The following is a 2,910-nucleotide window of genomic DNA, read 5'->3' on the forward strand; positions in this document are numbered from 1 at the left end:
GATTCCGTAAGTAGTGGCGAGCGAACGCGGAAGAGCCTGTACGTGATAGTCGATTGTTTAGTAGAACGGAATGGAAAGTCCGGCCATAGTGGGTGATAGCCCCGTATACGAAAAGCAATCGGTGGTACTAAGCGTACGACAAGTAGGGCGGGGCACGAGAAACCCTGTCTGAATATGGGGGGACCATCCTCCAAGGCTAAATACTCGTGATCGACCGATAGTGAACCAGTACCGTGAGGGAAAGGCGAAAAGAACCGCGGGAGCGGAGTGAAATAGATCCTGAAACCGGATGCATACAAACAGTGGGAGCCTGGAAACGGGTGACTGCGTACCTTTTGTATAATGGGTCAGCGACTTACATTCAGTAGCGAGCTTAACCGAGTAGGGGAGGCGTAGCGAAAGCGAGTCCGAATAGGGCGTTCAGTTGCTGGGTGTAGACCCGAAACCAAGTGATCTATCCATGGCCAGGTTGAAGGTGCGGTAACACGCACTGGAGGACCGAACCCACTAGTGTTGCAAAACTAGGGGATGAGCTGTGGATAGGGGTGAAAGGCTAAACAAACTTGGAAATAGCTGGTTCTCCTCGAAAACTATTTAGGTAGTGCCTCAAGTATCACCACCGGGGGTAAAGCACTGTTATGGCTAGGGGGTCATCGAGACTTACCAAACCATGGCAAACTCTGAATACCGGTGAGTGCGAGCTTGGGAGACAGACCGTGGGTGCTAACGTCCATGGTCGAAAGGGAAACAACCCAGACCGCCGTCTAAGGTCCCAAATGCATAGTTAAGTGGAAAACGAAGTGGGAAGGCACAGACAGCCAGGATGTTGGCTTAGAAGCAGCCATCATTTAAAGAAAGCGTAATAGCTCACTGGTCGAGTCGTCCTGCGCGGAAGATGTAACGGGGCTCAAACTATGAACCGAAGACGCGGATATCCGTAAGGATATGGTAGAGGAGCGTTCCGTAGGCCTGTGAAGGTGGTGGCGTAAGCCCTGCTGGAGGTATCGGAAGTGCGAATGCTGACATGAGTAGCGATAAACAGGGTGAAAGTCCCTGTCGCCGAAAACCCAAGGTTTCCTGCGCAACGTTCATCGGCGCAGGGTGAGTCGGCCCCTAAGGCGAGGCTGAAAAGCGTAGTCGATGGGAAACGGGTTAATATTCCCGTACCTTTCTGTAATGCGATGTGGGGACGGAGAAAGCTAGGCCAGCCGGGTGTTGGAAGTCCCGGTTTAAGCGTGTAGGCGTGTTTCGTAGGCAAATCCGCGAGACTTAGCTGAGGCGTGATGACGAGTCTGCTTGCAGACGAAGTGGTTGATGCTCTGCTTCCAGGAAAAGCCGCTAAGCTTCAGTTACAGAAAGACCGTACCGCAAACCGACACAGGTGGGTAGGATGAGAATTCTAAGGCGCTTGAGAGAACTCGGGTGAAGGAACTCGGCAAATTGACACCGTAACTTCGGGAGAAGGTGTGCCCCGGTAGAGTGTAGAGACTTGCTCTCGAAGCTCGATGGGGTTGCAGTGAAAAGGTGGCTGCGACTGTTTATTAAAAACACAGCACTGTGCCAACACGAAAGTGGACGTATACGGTGTGACGCCTGCCCGGTGCCGGAAGGTTAATTGATGGGGTGCAAGCTCTTGATCGAAGCCCCGGTAAACGGCGGCCGTAACTATAACGGTCCTAAGGTAGCGAAATTCCTTGTCGGGTAAGTTCCGACCCGCACGAATGGCGTAACGATGGCCACACTGTCTCCACCCGAGACTCAGCGAAGTTGAAATGTTTGTGAAGATGCAATCTCCCCGCTGCTAGACGGAAAGACCCCGTGAACCTTTACTGTAGCTTTGCATTGGACTTTGAACAGACTTGTGTAGGATAGCTGGGAGGCTTTGAAGCAGGGACGCTAGTTTCTGTGGAGCCGACGTTGAAATACCAGCCTGGTGTGTTTGAGGTTCTAACCTAGGTCCATCATCTGGATCGGGGACCGTGCATGGTAGGCAGTTTGACTGGGGCGGTCTCCTCCCAAAGTGTAACGGAGGAGCTCGAAGGTATCCTAGGTACGGTCGGAAATCGTACTGATAGTGCAATGGCATAAGGATGCTTGACTGCGAGACTGACAAGTCGAGCAGGTGCGAAAGCAGGACATAGTGATCCGGTGGTTCTGTATGGAAGGGCCATCGCTCAACGGATAAAAGGTACTCCGGGGATAACAGGCTGATTCCGCCCAAGAGTTCACATCGACGGCGGAGTTTGGCACCTCGATGTCGGCTCATCACATCCTGGGGCTGTAGCCGGTCCCAAGGGTATGGCTGTTCGCCATTTAAAGTGGTACGTGAGCTGGGTTTAAAACGTCGTGAGACAGTTTGGTCCCTATCTGCAGTGGGCGTTGGAAGTTTGAAGGGGGCTGCTCCTAGTACGAGAGGACCGGAGTGGACAGACCTCTGGTGTACCGGTTATGACGCCAGTCGTATCGCCGGGTAGCTAAGTCTGGAAGAGATAACCGCTGAAAGCATCTAAGCGGGAAACTTGCCTTAAGATGAGACTTCCCTGGGACTTCGAGTCCCCTGAAGGGTCGTTCAAGACCAGGACGTTGATAGGTCGGGTGTGGAAGCGCAGTAATGCGTTAAGCTAACCGATACTAATTGCCCGTGAGGCTTGATCCTATAACCCAAGTGACCTGAATCAGGCACGGGTTCGCGAACGATACCATCAACCCAATTGATACCTCTTCCAGATGCAAGGTCTTGTACCTTGCAACCAATTCAGATTGTTGATCACTCAACAATCAGCCAGTTTTGCTTGGCGGCCATAGCGCCTTGGACCCACGCCTTCCCATCTCGAACAGGACCGTGAAACGAGGCCGCGCCGATGATAGTGCGGATTCCCGTGTGAAAGTAGGTCACCGCCAGGCTACCCT

The 2,910-nt window shown here is 52.8% G+C and carries 2 rRNA genes (1 of these 2 running past the window's edge); both read left to right on the forward strand.

The annotated features are described in order from the left end of the window. Positions 1-2,656: ribosomal RNA gene (locus tag O9X62_RS15945) — 23S ribosomal RNA — on the forward strand (it extends 226 nt beyond the left edge of the window). Between the two features lie 135 nt (positions 2,657-2,791). Continuing rightward, positions 2,792-2,904, forward strand: a 5S ribosomal RNA gene (rrf, locus tag O9X62_RS15950). Positions 2,905-2,910 lie beyond the last annotated feature (6 nt).

The sequence above is a fragment of the Chitinimonas sp. BJYL2 genome (genome assembly GCF_027257935.1).
Lineage (GTDB): Bacteria > Pseudomonadota > Gammaproteobacteria > Burkholderiales > Chitinimonadaceae > Chitinimonas.